Origin of the sequence: Streptomyces sp. NBC_00647 (assembly GCF_045207245.1) — a bacterium.
GTDB lineage: Bacteria > Actinomycetota > Actinomycetes > Streptomycetales > Streptomycetaceae > Streptomyces.
In genome coordinates this window covers 511,381-529,930 of sequence record NZ_CP109040.1, presented here as the reverse complement: position 1 = coordinate 529,930, position 18,550 = coordinate 511,381, and the positions used below count along the sequence as shown (strand labels likewise).

Here is an 18,550-nt window from a genome sequence, read left to right as displayed (position 1 = left end):
ACGGATGAGGCGGATGAGCAGCAAAGAAGACAGGCTTCTCGAGTATCTCAAGCGCGTCACCGGGGACCTTCGTCAGGTGCGTGAGCGCCTTCGTGAGGTCGAGGAGAAGGACCAGGAACCCATCGCGATCGTCGGTATGGCGTGCCGGTATCCGGGCGGGGTGCGTTCGCCGGAGGACCTGTGGCAGCTGGTGGCCGCCGGTGGTGACGCGGTCGGCGACTTCCCGGCGGACCGGGGCTGGGACGTGGACGGCATCTACGACCCGGACCCGGATGCGACGGGGAAGACGTACGCGCGTCGCGGTGGATTCCTGTACGAGGCGGGGGAGTTCGACCCGGGGTTCTTCGGGATCAGCCCGCGGGAGGCCGTGGCGATGGATCCGCAGCAGCGGCTGCTGCTGGAGACCACCTGGGAGACGTTCGAGCGGGCCGGCATCGACGCGGAGTCGGTGCGCGGCAGCCGTACCGGAGTCTTCGTCGGCTCCGGCTACCAGGACTACGTCAACCTCCTGGTCGGGGTGGGCGGCGAGTCCGACGGCCATCTCGGGACCGGCAACTCCGCCAGTGTGATGTCCGGCCGTATCGCCTACACCTTCGGCCTGGAGGGCCCGGCCGTCACCGTGGACACGGCGTGCTCGTCGTCGCTCGTGGCCCTGCACTGGGCGATCCAGGCCCTGCGCGGCGGCGAGTGCTCCATGGCGCTGGCCGGCGGCGTGCAGGTGATGACCACGCCTACCGCGTTCGTGGAGTTCAGTCGACAGCGCGGGCTGGCCCCTGACGGGCGGTGCAAGGCATTCGGCGCCGGTGCCGACGGCACCGGCTGGGCCGAGGGCGTCGGCATGCTCCTGGTGGAGCGGCTGTCCGACGCCGTGCGCAACGGCCACCAGGTCCTTGCGGTGGTACGGGGGAGCGCCGTGAACCAGGACGGCGCTTCCAACGGGCTGACCGCGCCCAACGGCCCCGCGCAGCAACGGGTCATCCGCCAGGCCCTGGCATCGGCCGGCCTGTCTCCCGCCCAGATCGACGTCGTCGAGGCGCACGGCACGGGCACGACGCTGGGCGACCCGATCGAGGCGCAGGCGCTGCTCGCCACCTACGGCCGGGAGCGGACGGAGGACCGGCCGCTGTGGCTGGGCTCGCTGAAGTCCAACATCGGCCACACACAGGCGGCCGCGGGTGTCGGCGGCATCATCAAGATGGTCATGGCCATGCGCCACGGAGTGCTCCCGCAGACCCTGCACGCGGACGAGCCGACGCCGCACGTGGACTGGTCGGCGGGCGCGGTGCGGCTGCTGACCGAGGCCGTCGCATGGCCCGAGTCGGACCACCCGCGCCGCGCTGCCGTGTCGTCCTTCGGCGTCAGCGGCACCAACGCCCACACCATCATCGAGCAGGCTCCGACGGCCCAGGACGAGGAGCCCGCAGGGGCTCTCGTCGACGGCCCCCTGGCGTGGGTGCTCTCCGCCAGGAGCGACGCGGCGCTGCAGGCCCAGGCGGCCCGGCTGCGGCCCTTGGTACGGGGCGAGGTCCGGCCGCAGGACATCGGGCTGTCGCTGGCCACGACACGCGCCGCCATGCGTCACCGGGCCGCGGTCGTGGGGGAGAACCGTGAGGAACTCCTCCGCGGGCTCGAGGACCTGGCCACCGGGACCCCTTCGTCCCGTGTGCTGCTGGGGCGCCCGGCCGGCGGCAAGACCGGCTTCCTCTTCTCCGGGCAGGGCTCGCAGCGCATCGGCATGGGGCGCGAGCTGTACGCGGCGTTCCCCGTCTTCGCCGCGGCCTACGACGAGGCGTGCGCGCACCTGGACGCGCCGGTCGACGTCGATGCCGAAACGCTTCACCGGACCGGGTGCACCCAGCCCGCGCTCTTCGCGGTCGAGGTGGCCCTGTTCCGCCTCCTCGAATCCTTAGGCGTACGGCCCGACTTCGTCGTGGGCCACTCCGTGGGCGAGATCGCCGCCGCGCACGTGGCCGGTGCGTTGTCCCTCGACGACGCGGCGAAGCTGGTGTCCGCGCGTGCCGAGCTGATGCAGGCCCTGCCCGCGGGCGGCGCGATGGTCGCCGTACAGGCCACCGAAGCGGAAGTCCTGCCCCACCTCACCGACGGGGTGAGCATTGCCGCGGTCAACGGCCCCTCGTCGGTGGTGGTTTCCGGTGACGAGACGGCGGCCCTGGCGATTGCCGCGGGCTTCGCCGAGCAGGGCCGCAGGACGTCGCGGCTGAAGGTCAGTCACGCGTTCCACTCGCCGCTGATGGACTCGATGCTGGAGGAGTTCGCACAGGTCGTCCGTGGCCTGGCCTTCGAGAAGCCGTTGCTCCCCGTCGTCTCCAACCTCACGGGTGAACTCGTCGATGCCTACACCCCCGAGTACTGGGTCCGGCACGTGCGTGCGGCCGTCCGCTTCGCCGACGGCGTCCGTACCTTGCACGGCCTGGGCGTGAAGACCTTCGTCGAGATCGGCCCGGGCGGTGTCCTCAGCGGCATGGCGCAGGGCTGCGTGGACGACATCGTCACCATCCCCGTACTCCGAGCGGACCGCCCGGAGCAGCAGGCGCTCGTCACCGCGCTCGCCGAACTGCACACGCACGGCGTGTCCGTGGACTGGCACTCGTTCTTCGCCGGCGCGCGCAGGACCGACCTGCCGACCTACGCCTTCCAGCGCGAGCGGTACTGGGTCGACACCCCGGAATCCGCTGCCGCCGCCGAAGTGGACCCGGTGGACGCGGAGTTCTGGGAGACCGTGGAGCGCGGGGACCTGCAGGCCCTCGCCGAGACCCTGGACATCGGCGCAGGGGACACGTTCGGTGACGTGCTGCCGAGGCTGTCGTCGTGGCGGCGGCAGCGCAAGGAGCAGTCCACCGCCGACGACCGGCGCTACCGCGAGTCGTGGAAGCGCCTGGGCGAGCTCGCTCCGGCCGGCATCGGCGGCACCTGGCTGTTAGCCGTGCCCGAGGAGGAGAACGAGCAGACCGCCGCGGTCCGCACCGCGCTCACCGCCCGCGGCGCCACTCCGAAGACGCTGGTCGTCGGCGCGGCGAGCCACCGCGCCGGTCTCGCCGGGGACCTTGCCGGAATCGGGCCGGTCGACGGCGTGCTGTCCCTGCTCGTCACCGGCGACCCCCTGCTGCCCACCCTGCTGCTCGTCCAGGCCCTGGGCGACGCGGGCGTCGACGCCCCGCTGTGGTGCCTCACCTCGGGCGCGGTGGCCGTGAGCGGTACCGACGCCGTACGCGACGCCCGGCACGCCCAGGTCTGGGGCCTGGGCCGCACCGCCGCCCTGGAGCTGCCCCGGCGCTGGGGCGGCCTGATCGACCTGCCGGAGTCCGTCGACGACCAGGCCGCCGTACGCCTGGCCGACGTGCTGGGACAGGCGCTGACGGGCCGCTGGGAGGAGGACCAGCTCGCTGTCCGCGCCTCCGGTGTCTTCGCCCGGCGGCTCGCCCACGCACCGGCACGGGCGGCCACCCGCCGCTGGCAGCCTCGCGGCACCGTCCTCATCACCGGTGGTACGGGTGCGCTGGGCGGCCACGTCGCCCGCTGGCTGGCGCGCGGCGGCGCCGAACACCTCGTCCTCACCAGCCGCCGGGGCGCGGACGCCCCGGGCGCCGCCGCTCTGCGGGACGAGCTGGAGGTCCTCGGCACGCGCGTCACCCTCGCCGCCTGCGACGTGGCCGACCGCGACGCCGTGGCGGCCCTGCTCGCCGAGCACGCCTTCACCGCCGTCGTGCACGCCGCCGGGGTCGCCGACGTCGGCACGGTGGACGCCACCACCCCCGCCGCCTTCGCCGCCGCGCTCGCCGCCAAGGTCGGCGGCGCGGCGCACCTGGACGAACTGCTGGGCGATCAGGAGCTCGACGCCTTCGTCCTCTTCTCCTCCGTCTCCGGTGTCTGGGGCAGCGGCGGCCAGGCCGCCTACGCCGCCGGCAACGCCTTCCTCGACGGTCTCGCCCGGCAGCGCCGGGACCGCGGCCTCACCGCGACCGCGGTCTCCTGGGGCCCCTGGGCCGACGGCGGCATGGTCGCGGACGGCGACGACGAGGAGCGGCTGCGCCGCCGCGGCCTGCGCGCGATGACCCCCGCATCGGCGATCACCTCCCTGCAGCGCGCGCTGGACCGCGACGAGACCCTGCTGACCGTGGCCGACGTGGACTGGTCGCGCTTCATCGTGCCGTTCACCATCGGCCGACCCAGCCCGCTGCTCGGCGACCTCCCCGAGGTGCGCGCGGCGCTCGCGGTGGACACCCCCGAAGCGGGCCACGGCTCCGGTGCGCTCGTCGAGAGCCTGGCCGCGCTGTCGCACCAAGACCGCGCACGCGCCCTCGTGGACCTCGTGCGCACGCACGCCGCCGCCGTCCTCGGCCACCGCGGGGCGGGCGCCGTCGAGGCCGACCGGCCCTTCCGGGACCTCGGCTTCGACTCCCTGACCGCGGTGGAACTCCGCAACCGGATCAATGAGGCCACCGGCCTCGCCCTGCCCACGACGCTGATCTTCGACCACCCCACGGCCGCGGACCTCGCCGCCCACCTTCTCGCCGAACTCACCGGTGGCCAGGACGCGGTGGTCTCGGCGCCCGCGACCACCGCGGTGCTGGACGAGCCGATCGCCATCATCGGGATGGCCTGCCGCTACCCCGGCGGCGTGCGCTCGCCCGAGGACCTGTGGGAGCTGGTGGCCTCCGGCCGCGACGCGATATCCCGCTTCCCCGGCAACCGTGGCTGGGACGTCGAGGCGCTCTACCACCCGGACCCCGACCACCCCGGCACCACGTACACCACCCAGGGCGGATTCCTGCACGACGCGGACGAGTTCGACCCCGCGGTCTTCGGAATCAGCCCGCGCGAGGCCGTCGCCATGGACCCCCAGCAGCGCCTGCTGCTGGACACCACCTGGGAGGCCTTCGAGCGCGCCCGGATCGCCCCCCACGCGATGCGCTCCACCACCACGGGCGTCTTCGTCGGCTCCGGCTACCAGGACTACACCGGCCGCCCGCTCAAGGTGCCCGACGGCGTCGAGGGCTACATCCCCAGCGGCAACGCCGCCAGCGTGATCTCCGGCCGGCTCTCCTACACCTTCGGCCTGCAGGGCCCGTCGATCACCGTCGACACCGCGTGCTCGTCCTCGCTGACCGCCCTCCACCTCGCCATGCAGGCGCTGCGCAACGGCGAGTGCTCCATGGCACTGGCCGGCGGCGTGATGGTGATGGCCGGCCCGTCCGCGTTCACGATGTCGAGCCGACAGCGCGCGCTGTCCGCCGACGGCCGCTGCAAGGCGTTCTCCTCGTCCGCCGACGGCACCGGCTTCGCCGAGGGCGTGGGCCTGGTGCTGGTGGAGCGGCTGTCCGACGCCCGCCGCAACGGGCACGAGGTCCTGGCCGTCGTGCGGGGCAGCGCGGTCAACCAGGACGGCGCGTCCAACGGCCTGACCGCGCCCAGCGGCAAGGCCCAGCGGCAGGTCATCCGGCAGGCGCTGGCCAATGCCCGGCTCGCCCCGGACGAAGTGGACGCCGTCGAGGCCCACGGCACCGGAACCCGGCTCGGCGACCCGATCGAGGCACAGGCGCTGCTGGCGACGTACGGCAAGGAGCGTTCCGAGGGCCGTCCGCTGTGGCTCGGCTCGCTGAAGTCCAACATCGGCCACACGCAGGCGGCCGCCGGCGTCGGCGGCGTCATCAAGATGGTGATGGCCATCCGCAACGGCATCCTGCCGCGGACGCTGCACGTCGATGAGCCGACCCCGCACGTCGACTGGGCCGGAGGAAACGTGCGCCTGCTCACCGAGCAGACCGCCTGGCCCGACCAGGACAGGCCACGGCGTGCGGCCGTCTCCTCGTTCGGGATGAGCGGCACCAACGTGCACACCATCATCGAGCAGGCCCCGGAGACCGCGACCGCCGCCGCGGGCGAGCAGCCCCCCGCAGCGCAGGACGCGACCGCCGCCCAGCCCCTGGACGTGTTCCCGTGGGCGCTGTCCGCGAAGACCGACCGGTCCCTGCGCGAACAGGCGCGGCGGCTGCTGAACCACCTCGACCGCACCGAAGGGCTCACCCTGCCCGACGTCGGCCGCGCCCTCGTCACCACGCGGACGCAGTTGGAGCAGCGGGCCGTGGTCGTCGGCCAGGACCGGCACGAACTGCGGGCCGGGCTCGCGGCGCTCGCCGACGGCAAACCCGCGGACACCGTGGTCCAGGGCACCGCTTCGGCCTCCGGCAAGGTCGCCTTCGTCTTCCCCGGTCACGGCTCGCAGTGGACCGAGATGGCCCGCGAACTGCTGGACACTTCTCCGGTCTTCGCCGAGCAGGCCAACGCCTGCGCCGAGGCGTTCGCCCCCTACGTCGGCCGGCCGCTGCTCGAGGTCCTGCGCGCCGAGCCGGGCGCACCGGGTATGGCCGAGGTGGAGGTCGCCCAACCCGCGCTGTTCACGGTGATGGTGTCGCTGGCCGCCCTGTGGCGCTCCTACGGTGTGACGCCTGCCGCCGTCGTCGGCCACTCGCAGGGCGAGGTCGCCGCCGCGTACGTCGCGGGCGCGCTGACGCTGGACGACGCGGCGCGGATCGTGGCCCTGCGCAGCCGCTCGCTGACCAAGCTCATCGGCAAGGGCGCGATGCTCGCGATCGCCATGCCGGCCGACCGGGTCCGCGCGAGGCTGGAGAAGTACGGGGACCGGCTGTCGGTCGCCGCCGTGAACGGGCCCGCCGCCCTGACCGTCTCCGGGGAGCCCGACGCGGTCGACGAACTCCTGGCGGAACTCGAAGCCGAGGGCGTGCGGGTGCGCAAGGTCCGCGGCGCCACCGGCGCCGGGCACTCCGCCCAGGTCGAGAGCCTGCGCCCCGAACTGCTCCAACTGTTGGCCCCGGTCGTGCCGGGCGCGGCGGAGGTCCCGTACTACTCCACGGTGACCGGCACGGTGCTGGACACCACCGCCCTCGACGCCGAGTACTGGTACCGCAACGCCAGGCACACGGTGGAGTTCGAACGGACGGTACGGACGCTGCTGGCGGACGGGCACGGGGTGTTCGTCGAGTGCAGCCCACACCCGCTGCTGGCCGACGCGGTGCAGGAGATCGCGGAGGAGACCGGTGCCGACGCCGTGACCGGCGCCTCGCTGCGCAGGGGCCAGGGCGGCATGGACCGCTTCCTGCGCTCCGTGTCCGAACTGCACGTGAGCGGCGTACACGTGGACCTGACGGTCCCCTTTGCCGGGCGTCCGGTACGGCGCGTGGACTTGCCGACGTACGCGTTCCAGCCGCAGCGGTACTGGCTGGAGAGCGCCGACCCGGTGCCCGCGGGCACCGATCCGGTCGAGGCCGGATTCTGGGAGCTCGTGGAGAACACGGACCTCTCCGGGCTCGCCGATGAATTCGGGGCGGACGACGCCGCCCTCGTCGGCCCGGCGCTGCCGGTACTGTCCGCGTGGCGTCGGCGCAGCCGCGAGAAGTCCACGGTGGACGGCTGGCGCTACCGCGTCTCCTTCCGGCGACTGACCGACCATGCGGCCCCCGGCCTGAACGGCCTGTGGCTCGCCGTCCTCCCCGCCGGACTGGCGGACGAGCAGTGGGCGCCCTGCGTCGTCGGCGTGCTCGGCGCCCATGGCGCCAAGGTGCGGGTCGTCGAACTCCCCGTCGACTGCGACCGATCGCAGGCCGCGAACCGGCTCGCCGAGGAACTCGACGGCGAACAGCCCGCCGGTGTCCTGTCGATGCTCGGCCTCGCCCCCGGCTGCCACCCGGCCCACCCGACGTTGTCCGCGAGCCTCGCCACGACCGTCACCCTGCTGCAGGCGCTGGGCGACGTGGACGTCCAGGCACCGCTGTGGTGTGCGACCCGCGGAGCCGTGTCCACCGGAGTCACCGACCCGCTGCGCGACGCCGGCCAGGCACAGCTCTGGGGCCTGGGCGTCGTCGCCGGTTTGGAACTGCCCCGGCGTTGGGGCGGTCTCGTCGACCTGCCCGAGGTACTGGACGAGCATGCGCTGCGCCGCCTGGCCGGAGTGCTGGGCCAGCACGACGAGGATCAGCTCGCCGTGCGTGCCGACGGCGTGTACGGCCGGCGCATGGTCCGGGCGCGGCCCGCCGACGAGGAGTCCGCGACACCCTGGCAGCCTCGCGGCACCGTCCTGGTCACCGGCGGAACCGGCGGCGTGGGCCGGCACCTGGCCCGTTGGCTGGCCGGCGCGGGCGCGCAGCACTTGGTGCTCACCAGCAGGAGCGGGCCTGACGCTCCCGGTGCGCAGGAGCTGCACGCGGAGTTGACCGCCCTGGGCGCCGAAGTGACCATCGCCGCCTGCGACATGGCCGACCGGGCTGCGGTCGCGCGGCTGCTCGGCGGCATTGAGTCCCGGCACCCGCTCACCGCGGTGCTGCACGCCGCAGGCACGGCACGGTCGTCCATGCTGGCCGACGCCGTTCTGGACGAGTTCGCCGAAGCCGCGGCCTCCAAGGTCACCGGCGCCATCCACCTCGACGAGTTGCTCGACGGCCGTGAGCTGGACGCGTTCGTCCTCTTCGCCTCCGGTGCCGGCGTCTGGGGCAGCGGTGGCCAGGCCTCCTATGCCTCCGCCAACGCCTTCCTCGACGCACTGGCACTGCGGCGGCGAGCCCGCGGCCTGACCGCGACCTCGGTCGCCTGGGGCGGCTGGGCGGGCGGCGGCATGGTCGACGACACGGTCCAGGAGCGCGGAGAGAGGCGGGGCCTCGGCGTCATGGCCCCCGAGCTCGCGCTTTCCGCCCTGGGCCAGGCCGTCGAGCACGACGAGGCGGCCCTCGTCGTCGCCCCGATCGACTGGGAGAAGTTCCTGCCCGCCTTCACCGTGGGACGGCCCAGCCCGCTGCTGGCCGACCTGCCCGACGTACAGCGGCTCCTGGAGGCCGAGCAGGCCGTCGGCGAGGGGACCGGCGCCGAAGCGGCGCTGGCGACCGAGCTCGCCGCTCTCGCCCCGGTCGAGCAGGAGGAGCGGCTGCTGGAGCACGTCCGCGCCCAGAGCGCCGTGGTCCTCGGTCACGCGTCGGCCGAGGACGTGCTGCCCACCGCGCACTTCCTGGAGCTCGGCTTCGACTCGCTCACCGCGATCGACCTGCGTCGGCGACTGTCGGCGGCGACCGGTCTGCGCCTGCCCGCCGGACTGGCCTTCGACCATCCCACGCCCGCCAGGCTCGCCAAGCACCTGTTGACGCGGCTCCGGAGCGCCGGCAGCGGCGCGGCGGAGGAGCGGCCCGCCGACATGCTGGTCCAGCTCTACCGGCACGCGAGCGAGAACGGGACGGCCGCCGAGGCCATGGGGATGCTGATGGAGGCCGCCCGCTTCCGGCCGTCGTTCGAGCGGCCCGAGGAACTGGCCCAGCGGCCCGCCCCGGTGCGGTTGTCGCAAGGCGACCGTCCCCTCGCGCTGATGTGCTTCTCGCCGTACGTCGTACCGGCCGGGGCGCACCAGTACGCGCGGTTCGCCGCACCCTTCCGCGACCGGCTGGACGTGTGGGCGCTGGTCCACCCCGGCTACGAGAAGGGCGAGCCGGTCCCGTCCGACCCGGACGTCGTGTTCCGGCTGCACGCGCAGACCGTACGGGAGTGCGCCGGCGGAAAGCCGGTCGTCCTGCTCGGCTACTCCTCGGGCGGCTGGATCGCCCACGGCGTGGCGGCACACCTGGAGGCCATGGGGGAGCGGCCGGCGGCCGTGGTGATGGTCGACAGCTTCAGCCGCGAGGTCCCCTTCGACCACCAGGTGCTCAACGCGATGGCCCAGGCGCAGTCGCAGCGCCTGGACTTCATGAGGTCCGGCGGCGAACAGCTCACCGCGATGGGCCGCTATATGCGCCTGTTCGACGACTGGGCCGCGCCCCAGATCGCCGCGCCGACCCTGCTCGTACGGGCGAGCGAGCCCATGCTGGCCGGCGCCGGGGACGGTGACGGGCGCGCGGCACCGCCCGAGCACGTGGACACGATCGTCGAAGTGACCGGAAACCACTACTCGATGTTGGAGGACCACGCCGGCACCACCGCGGCGGCGGTGGATTCCTGGCTGGCGGACGCCGTCACCGATGCGTCCGGCCCCGTCGCACCTCCGGACACGACGACCGCATGACCGGCCCGCGACCACCGCGAGTACCCCGGACCCGGACAGAGCAGATGTGGGAGAGGAATCATGACGAAAGCTCTCTACGAGATGGGCGAGACACCGCCACTCGGTGAGGTCCCGCGGCAGATGTATGCCTCGGTGATCCGCCAGAACCGCTTCGGAGAGCCGAAGCAGGCGTTCCGCACCGAGGTCGTCGACACCCCCGCGGTGGGCCGGGGCCAGGTGCTGGTCTACGTGATGGCCGCCGGCATCAACTACAACAACGTGTGGTCCTCGCTGGGCGAGCCGGTCGACGTCATCGGGATGCGCCAGCGCCAGGGCCAGCCCGAGGACTTCCACATCGGAGGCTCGGAGGCCTCAGGCGTGGTGTGGGCCGTCGGCGAAGGTGTCCGGAACGTCAAGGTGGGGGACCATGTGCTGCTCACCAGCGGCCAGTGGGACGAGGCCGCCGCGGACATCCGGATGGGCACGGATCCTCTGGTCTCGGAGAGCATCAAGGCCTGGGGGTACGAGACCAACTACGGCTCCTTCGCGCAGTTCTGCCGAGTCGACGAATACCAGTGCCACCCCAAGCCCGCCCATCTGTCGTGGGAGGAGTCGGCGGCCTTCCTGCTCACCGGGCCCACCGCCTACAGGCAGCTGTTCGGCTGGCAGGGCCACACGGTCCGCCCCGGCGACCCCGTCCTGATCTGGGGCGGTGCGGGCGGCCTCGGCTCGATGGCCATCCAGCTCGTCAGGCTGGCCGGCGGCATTCCGATAGCGGTGGTCTCCAGCGAGGACCGCTCCGAGTACTGCCGCCGTCTCGGGGCGGCGGGCACCGTCAACCGTCGCGACTTCGATCATTGGGGCCGACTGCCCGATACCGGGGACGCCGAGGCGTCCGCGCGGTTCCTGCGCGGCGCTCGCGGGGTCGGCAAGAAGGTCTGGGAGATCCTCGGTGAGCGCAAGTCACCGCGGATCGTCCTGGAGCACAGCGGCCAGGACAGCCTGCCGACCTCGATGTACCTGTGCGACAACGCCGGCATGGTGGTGATCTGCGGCGGCACCTCCGGCTACAACGGAGACGTCGACCTGCGCCACCTGTGGATGCGCTCCAAGCGCCTCCAGGGCTCGCACTACGCCGACACTCGCCAGTGCCGCGAGGTCATCAACCTCGTCGGCGCCGGCATGCTCGACCCCTGTCTGTCCGCCTGCGACGGCTTCCAGGACATCGGGCGCATGCACCAGATGATGCACGACAACGTGCACCCCCCCGGGAACATGGCCGTCCTCGTGAACGCGCCTCGGCACGGCGAGATCGCGCTCGAACTCGCCGCCGCCTGACCGTCCCCGTCGTACGAACCCACCTCCCACAAGCGCAAGGAGAGTCATGCCCGAGCCCACCGCCGACGCGCCCACCGTCCCCAAGGCCCGCAGCTGCCCGTTCCTGCCGCCGGACGGTATCGCCGACATCCGGACCGCCGCCCCGGTGACCCGGGCCACCTTCACCAGCGGCCACGAGGCGTGGCTGGTGACCGGTTACGAGGAGGTGCGCGCCCTGCTGCGCGACTCCACGTTCAGCGTCCAGGTGCCCCACGCACTGCACACCCAGGACGGCGTCGTCACCCAGAAGCCCGGCCGCGGCAGCCTGTTGTGGCAGGACGAACCGGAGCACACCGCGGACCGCAAGCTGCTCGCCAAGGAGTTCACCGTACGGCGCATGCAGGCGCTGCGGCCGAACATCCAGCGCATCGTCGACGAGCACCTCGATGCCATCGAGGCGCGGGGCGGCCCGGTCGACCTGGTGAAGACCTTCGCCAACGCGGTGCCGTCCATGGTGATTTCCGACCTGTTCGGTGTCCCGGTCGAGCGCCGGGCGGAGTTCCAGGACATCGCCGAGGCGATGATGCGGGTCGACCAGGACGCCGCCGCCACCGAGGCTGCCGGCATGCGCTTGGGCGGTCTGCTGTACCAGCTCGTCCAGGAGCGCCGGGCCGACCCCGGTGACGACCTGATCTCGGCGCTGATCACCACCGAAGACCCCGATGGCGTCGTCGACGACATGTTCCTCATGAACGCGGCCGGCACCCTGCTGATAGCGGCCCACGACACCACCGCCTGCATGATCGGCCTCGGTGCGGCGCTGCTCCTCGACAGCCCCGACCAGCTGGCCCTGCTTCGCGAGGACCCGTCGCTGGTCGGCAACGCGGTCGAGGAGCTGCTGCGCTACCTCACCATCGGCCAGTTCGGCGGCGAGCGCGTCGCCACCCGGGACGTGGAGCTCGGTGGGGTGCGCATCGCCAAGGGCGAGCAGGTCGTCGCGCACGTCCTCGCCGCCGACTTCGACCCCGCCTTCGTGGAGGAGCCGGAGCGTTTCGACATCACCCGCCGCCCCGCCCCGCATCTGGCCTTCGGCTTCGGCGCACACCAGTGCATCGGCCAGCAACTCGCCCGAATCGAGCTGCAGATCGTCTTCGAGACCCTGTTCCGCCGCTTCCCGAGTCTGCGCCTGGCCAAGCCCGTCGAGGAACTGCGCTTCCGCCACGACATGGTCTTCTACGGCGTGCACGAGCTTCCCGTCACCTGGTGACCTCCGCACAACGGCCCACTCCCACAGGAGATCAGCGCTCGCGGACCGTGTGCGCTGATCACGCCTTCCGTCGCCGCCTCGCGTCGGGGGCGGCCACGGCCGCCGACACCAGCGGCTGACGTGCTTCGGGGCCCACAGCCGCCGGACATCGAGATTCCGCACGTCGGTCTTCTTGCCGCCGTGGCTCTCCCGCCGCTGCCGCGGCCCTCGCGCCGACTGCCCCCGAGCCGCTTGCCGCACGCCGCAGCCCGACGCAACGGCGCTCGTGTCCCCGGGCGGCCGGCGCGCGGTCCCGTTCACCGAGGCCGCCGTCACCGAGCGCGGCGACGGTTCGTATTCCGTGTCCCGGAAACGCGTCCGGCGTCCGGTCGGTGACCGACTACTCCGATGGCCGGCCGGTCGACCACGGGGCCCCGAGGAGCCCGCGCCAGCGGCCCACTTGCCGACGAAGGGGCCGGGGCCGGACGGCCGTGCGCCGACCGGACCGCGCACGGCCTTGCTGACGGACCAAAACCTGATTCCCGTAGCCCATCACGCACCGATGCGCCGCACTGCCGATTGTTCGAAAGGCACGACATGACCGAGACCGAAATCCGCCTCACCGGGTCACAGGTCCCGTCCTTCCCTCAGGACCGGACCTGCCCGTACCAGCCGCCGAAGGCCTACGAGGAACGGCGGGGCGAGAGCCCACTGACGCAGGTCACGCTGTTCGACGGCCGACCGGCGTGGCTGATCACCGGGCATGCCGAGGGACGGGCGCTGCTCGTCGATCCCCGGCTGTCCTCCGACTGGGGTCACCCGGACTTCCCTGTCGTCGTCCGGCGCACCGAGGACCGAGGCGGGCTCGCCTTCCCGCTGATCGGTGTCGACGACCCCGTTCACGCCCGGCAGCGGCGCATGCTGATCCCCAGCTTCGGCGTCAAGCGCATGAACGCCATCCGCCCCAGGCTGCAGAGCCTCGTCGACCGGCTCTTGGACGACATGCTGGCGAAAGGGCCGGGCGCAGACCTGGTGTCGGCCTTCGCCCTGCCGGTGCCCTCCGTGGCGATCTGCGAGCTCCTCGGCGTCCCGTACGGCGACCACGACTTCTTCGAGGAGCGCTCCCGCAACTTCGTGGGCGCCGCGACGTCGGCGGAGGCCGACGCGGCCTTCGGCGAGCTGTACACGTATCTGCACGGCCTGGTCGGTAGGAAGCAGGCCGAGCCTGAGGACGGTCTGCTGGACGAGCTGATCGCACGCCAGTTGGAGGAGGGCGAACTGGACCACGACGAGGTGGTCATGATCGCGCTGGTTCTGCTGGTGGCCGGCCACGAGACCACCGTCAACGCCATCGCCCTCGGAGCCCTCACGCTCATCCAGCACCCCGAGCAGGTCGACGTGCTGCTGCGCGACCCCGGTGCGGTCTCGGGAGTGGTGGAAGAGCTGCTGCGGTTCACCTCCGTCTCCGACCACATCGTCCGGATGGCCAAGGAGGACATCGAGGTCGGCGGCGCGACCATCAAGGCCGGGGACGCGGTGGTGGTCTCCATCACGCTGATGAACCGCGACGCCAAGGCGTACGAGAACCCCGACATCTTCGACGCCCGGCGCAACGCACGTCACCACGTCGGCTTCGGCCACGGCATCCATCAGTGCCTGGGGCAGAATCTCGCCCGCGCCGAGCTCGAGATCGCCCTCGGCGGGCTCTTCGCCCGCATCCCCGGCCTGCGGCTGGCCGTCCCCCTGGACGAGGTGCCCATCAAGGCCGGACACGACGCTCAGGGCCCGATCGAGCTCCCCGTCGTCTGGTGAGGATCCGGGCGGAAGGAACGGAAGGAACGGAAGGAAGGGAGGCGGGCCACGCCATGCGCATCACCATCGACCGCGACCGGTGCATCGGCTCCGGCCAGTGCGTCATGACCGCACCCGGCGTTTTCACTCAGGACGACGACGCGCTGGTCGCCCTGGTCCCGGGACATGAGGACGGGGCGGGGGACCCGCGTGTGCACGACGTCCCCATGGCCTGTCCGGTGCAGGCGGTCGCGATCTTCGAGGACTGAGCGGCACCGGCCGTGAGGCATGGCGTCCGCAACCGTGCGCGTGGCGGCTCTCCGGGAGCTGCGCTCAGGCCACCGTTCGCCGGCATCCCGCAGCGGCGCATCACGGGGACGCGGAACTGGATGAGTCGACTCACGAGGCAGAGCATGGATCCGTCACGCTCATCGGCCGGGGTCGGGCCCGTCCCGTCCTGGGCCCCGGCCCGCACAGCGCCTTGTCCGCACCGTGGCCCAGCAGTTCGTGGAGCAGCGAAGTCGCGGGCAGTGCCGGGTGGAGGTACACGGACTCCCGGCGTTGTTCGACGGCGGCCAGCAGCTTCCGGAAGGTGGTCCTCGCCTCCTCGATCCGCCCGCCGTGATGTTGCGCCTGGCCCAACAGGCCCAGGTGGAGCGGGTGGCGGATGTATGTCCTGGACTGGCCCAATTCGGCCAGCGAGGTGTGGATGAGGGCGAGGCCGTCTTCGTGATTTCCTGCGTGCGCCAGACCCCACCCTTTGACGACGCCCAGCATGGCCTTCCAGTAGAGAAGTCCATGTTCGCCCGCAACGCGGGCGCCTTCGTCGCTCGAGGCGAGTGCGGTGCGGGTGTCACCCTCCCAGGCCGCCACGACCCCGTCCACGTACAGCGCGAAGGAGCGGTCGGACGGCCTGCTTTCGTACTCAGTGAGGCTCAACAGTTCACGTCGGCGCGCGCCGGCGGTCTGCCGGTGTCCCAGGAGCCAGTGGGTGAAGGTGTTGTAGGAGCGGCAGGAGACGCGTGGGTCGTGCTGGAAGGTACCCGCCAGCGAATGACCCTCGTTGGCGAAGCGATCCGCCATGCCGACGCCGCGCTCCAATTCGGCGAGCGCCTGCGGGAGCATTCCGCGCACATGCAGCACGGTGCCTTCGCCGTACGCCGCACCGAGCGCCGCCACGGGCTCCCAGGTCCGGCGCGAGATGTCCCGCAGCAGGCCGGACAACTGCCGCGAGGCGTCGTAGCGCCCGGTGACGAGGTGCGCCGCGCACAGCGCCCAGAGCACCGACGGGTCCTCGGCGGCATCAGTGGCCGTGTTGAGGGCGCGACCGCGCGTCAGTGCGGTCTCGGCCTCGGGGTGGCCGTAGCCGCGAGTGGTGGCGAGTACGTGGCCGAGTTGGATGTGCAGCTTCTGTTCCAACCTCACCGTGTCGGAATCGTCCGGCGGCAGAAAGCCGACCAGGTGCACCGCGCGGCGCAGCCAGATCTCCACCTGCTCGTACGCCATGGACTGCTCGGCGTGTTCCGCGGCGAGCAGCAGTCGAGGCAGCACCTCGGCGGCGGGCAGCGCACTCTTGGCGTGCCAGCTGTGATGTGCCACCCGCTCGATCTCCTCGTCCCCCACTTGCCCGCGCCCGCGTGCGCACAACGCGTTGGCGACCCTGGCGTGCAGGTGGTGGCGGTCCTCACGGGGGAGCTCGTCGACGAGCGTCTCCTGGACCAGGGCGTGTGCGAAGTGCAGCCGCCCCGGATGGTGCGGGTCCTCCCCGAGCAGGCCGGCGCGGATGGCCGACTCAAGACCCGCGACGACCGGTTCGGCGCTCGTGGCGGTCCGGTGCAACAGGCCGGTGCCCACCTCGGCGCCGATGACGGCGCACAGGCGAAGCACCCGCAGGACAGGCTCGGGTAGCGCGGCGAGCCGCTGGTGCAGCGCTTCACGTACGCCGGTGGGAATGTGGGCCAGGAGCGCGTCCACCGCATCCGGGCGACGGAGGTTACGGGCATCGCCCACGAGAGAGAGAAGCTGCATCACCAAATACGGGTTGCCTCCGCTGCGCCGGTGCAGCACCTCGACAACCTTCGGGGCCACACCAGATCCTGCGTGTGCCTCGACGAGGGCGCCGACGGCCTGGAGGGAAAGCCCACAGAGTTCCAGCGTCTCGGTCCTGGGGCCGCGTAGTACGTCGGAGACCATCCGGCGCAGCGTTGCGTCCGACTCGGCCTCGAACTTCCGGGCCGTGAGGACGATGCTGAGCGGATGGCCCTGGCAGCGGATGCTCAGGAGCCTGAGCAGGTCAAGGGAGGCGGTGTCCGCCCATTGCAGATCTTCGAGGAACAGCACGAGCGGGTGTTGCCCGGCGAGGGCGAGTAACACCTCGCAGACCGCGTCGTGGGCGAGGAAGCGGGCCTTGCACCAGTCGGCGGCCCATTTCGGGCCTCCGGTCCGGGCCGCCGACCGCTCGGGCATCAGTGGGGCGAGCAGGGCGCCGAACGGTTCCGTCGCGTCGCGAAAGGCATCCGGCCGGGTGGCGGACAGGCGCCGCAGGATCTGAGTCCACAGCCAGTAGGCGGGGACGCCCTCGCCGGGAAAGCAGTGGCTCCAGACCACCTCCAACCTGGACCCCTTCTCGGGCGCGTCCATGCTCTCCAGACGTGCCGCAAGTTCAAGCAGCAGGCGGGTCTTTCCGACTCCTGGGGGGCCGAGAACGCCGGCTACATGGCCGTGGCCCACGACCGTGCTCACGGCGGCGGTCGTCAGGCGGTCGAGCTCCTGGCTGCGGCCGGTGAACGGCGAAGGGGCAGCCGTCCACCCCGACGCGGACTCCGGGGATTCCCCGGCTTCCGGGGCGGCTGCCGGCCCGGGTACAGGCCGCCACTGGGCTGCCCCGGTCTGGGCGCCGACGGCGTCCGCCCGCGCGCCCTGCGGCACATCGGGCCGCGCCTCCGGGCGTGCGTCGGTCCCGGTGATCCCCTCGGTCCCCGTGATCCCCTCGCGTCCGACGGCCGCGCCCCAGTCGTCTGTCCCGTTGGCGTCGTCGGTTGCCACCGCCGTGCCGTGCTCCCGGGGCGTGACGGCCGCCCCAGCGTCCCAGGAGCCCTCGAAGCCCTCCGAGTTCTGTACTGCGTCGTCACCCTTCTCGTTCATCACGAGCGGGCTATGTGACGCTCCGGTGGACTCAAGTGGTCGGGGAGACACCTGCTTCGAGGGGGCGCTCGCTCCCGGCTCCGGGCGCAGGATCGCGCTTCTGACCCCGCGTAGTTCGGCTGCGGTGTCCACGCCGAACTCCTCGACCAGATGGCTACGCGTCCGCTCGTACACCTCAAGCGCCTCGGCCTGCCGACCGAGCCGGGACAGTGCCGTCATGAGGTGGCCGACCAGCCGCTCCCGCGTGGGATGACGGCGCGCCTCCCCGTCCAGATCGGCGGCGACCTCTTCGGCCGCGCCGAGGGCCAGCCGCGCCTCCGCGCGGGACTCGACGGCGGTGAGCCGGATCTGTTCGAGTCGGGTGCACTCGTCGCTGAGCGGCGGATGGTTGTCGAACTCCGCGTACGGCGAGCCGTGCCACAGCCCCAAGGCCTCGGTGAGCCGGGCGTGCGCGGTGCGCGGATCGCGCTGCTCCAGCAGCCGCCGTCCGTCGGTGACCAGACGCTCGAAGCGCCAGGCATCGACCTGTTCGGGGTCGAGATCGAGGACGTAACCGGGCGTCCGATGACGTAGCACCGAAATTTGGCCTGTTCCCGCCTTTGTGTGCAGGGACCGGCGCAGATGAGAGACATAGCTCTGGAGCGTGGCGACGGCATGACGGGGCGCTCCGTCACCCCACAGTTCCTCGACAAGCAGTTCGGTGGGCACCACGCGGCCGAGGCGGATGAGCAGCAGGGCCAGCAGGGTTCGCCGGCGTGGCGGGCCGAGCGGCAGGTCCTGCCCGTTCAGTCGCGCCGACATGGGCCCCAGGACGCTCAGTTGGAGCTCAATCTGACCGGTCGTCGTGGCTGACACGTTCGCGGTCGGAGGTAAAGGCATGAACGGTCCCCATCGTGCTTGCGGATATGGCTGACCGACGGTTTTGAAGTGGCTGGTCTCACACCGTCCTCTACGGATCCTGGCATGGCGAACGACGCCGTCCAAGCTGGAGATCCATC

6 protein-coding genes are annotated in these 18,550 nt (G+C 72.1%); 5 read left to right on the top strand and 1 reads right to left on the bottom strand.

Translation table 11 applies throughout. The features are described 5' to 3' along the window. The first annotated feature begins 4 nt into the window (after positions 1 to 4). From OG788_RS02445 to OG788_RS02425, 5 genes are all read left to right on the top strand, one after another. Complete coding sequence (locus OG788_RS02445; RefSeq protein WP_406368821.1) at positions 5 to 10,075, top strand: type I polyketide synthase; 10,071 nt, start codon at positions 5 to 7, stop codon at positions 10,073 to 10,075. A 60-nt stretch (positions 10,076 to 10,135) separates the two neighbouring features. Beyond that, positions 10,136 to 11,392, top strand: a complete 1,257-nt coding sequence (ccrA, locus tag OG788_RS02440) for a crotonyl-CoA carboxylase/reductase (RefSeq protein WP_406368820.1) — start codon at positions 10,136 to 10,138, stop codon at positions 11,390 to 11,392. Positions 11,393 to 11,438: 46 nt separating this feature from the next. Further along, positions 11,439 to 12,638 carry a cytochrome P450 gene (locus OG788_RS02435; protein ID WP_406368819.1) on the top strand — a complete coding sequence of 400 codons (1,200 nt, stop codon included), beginning with the start codon at positions 11,439 to 11,441 and terminating at the stop codon, positions 12,636 to 12,638. Between the two features lie 576 nt (positions 12,639 to 13,214). Further along, positions 13,215 to 14,429 (top strand): cytochrome P450, encoded by a 1,215-nt coding sequence (locus OG788_RS02430; protein WP_406368818.1) that lies wholly within the window; start codon positions 13,215 to 13,217, stop codon positions 14,427 to 14,429. 53 nt (positions 14,430 to 14,482) lie between these two features. After that, positions 14,483 to 14,677, top strand: coding sequence for a ferredoxin (locus OG788_RS02425; RefSeq protein ID WP_398190093.1), 195 nt, complete (start codon positions 14,483 to 14,485; stop codon positions 14,675 to 14,677). A 130-nt stretch (positions 14,678 to 14,807) separates the two neighbouring features. Here OG788_RS02425 and OG788_RS02420 read toward each other — a convergent pair whose 3' ends face one another. Next, positions 14,808 to 18,353, bottom strand: a complete 3,546-nt coding sequence (locus tag OG788_RS02420; RefSeq protein ID WP_406368817.1) for a BTAD domain-containing putative transcriptional regulator — start codon at positions 18,351 to 18,353, stop codon at positions 14,808 to 14,810. Between the last annotated feature and the right edge of the window lie 197 nt (positions 18,354 to 18,550).